We start from the raw sequence: 583 nt of genomic DNA, 5'->3' as shown, positions 1-583 counted from the left end.
TGGGCTGGTCCCGGTGATGCGGCTGGCTGAGCGGTGCGGGCTGCCGCGACTGGTGACGGAGAAGGTCAAGTTGACGGGGGTGACGAACGGCGCGGGTGCGGCGGCGGACACGAAGGTCACCAGCATCGTGGGCGGGATGGCCGCGGGGGCCGACAGCATCGACGACCTCGACGTCCTGCGCCACGGTGCGATGCCGGCCGTGTTCGCGGGCATCCGTGCCCCGTCCACCCTGGGCACTTTCCTGCGCGCGTTCACCCACGGCCATGCTCTCCAACTCCACGCCGTGCACAGGAGGTTCCTTGGTGCGCTGGCCGCGCATACCCCGCTCCTGCCCGGCGCGGGCGAGATGGCGTTCATCGATGTCGACTCCACCCACAAACGCATCTACGGCCGGACCAAGCAGGGCGCCGAGTACGGCCGGTTCAAAGGCATCCGCACCCTCCACCCACTGCTGGCCACGATCTGCACTCCACAGTCCCGGCCGGTGATCGCCGGGGTGCGGATGCGCCGCGGCAAGGCAGCCGACTCCCGTGGCGCCCCGAAGTTCGTCAGTGAAGCTCTGGCTACCGCCGCGGAGGCTGGG

Annotated in this window: 1 pseudogene; it reads left to right on the top strand. The window is 70.3% G+C overall.

Annotated features, from left to right (window positions below):
• Positions 1-13: 13 nt before the first annotated feature.
• Positions 14-583 (top strand): annotated as a pseudogene (locus VXC91_RS46675) (IS1380 family transposase); the annotation flags it as partial.

This window comes from Streptomyces chiangmaiensis, assembly GCF_036281785.1.
GTDB lineage: Bacteria > Actinomycetota > Actinomycetes > Streptomycetales > Streptomycetaceae > Streptomyces > Streptomyces chiangmaiensis.
The sequence above is the reverse complement of the archived record's forward strand: the minus strand, read 5'-3'. Positions and strand labels throughout refer to the sequence as shown.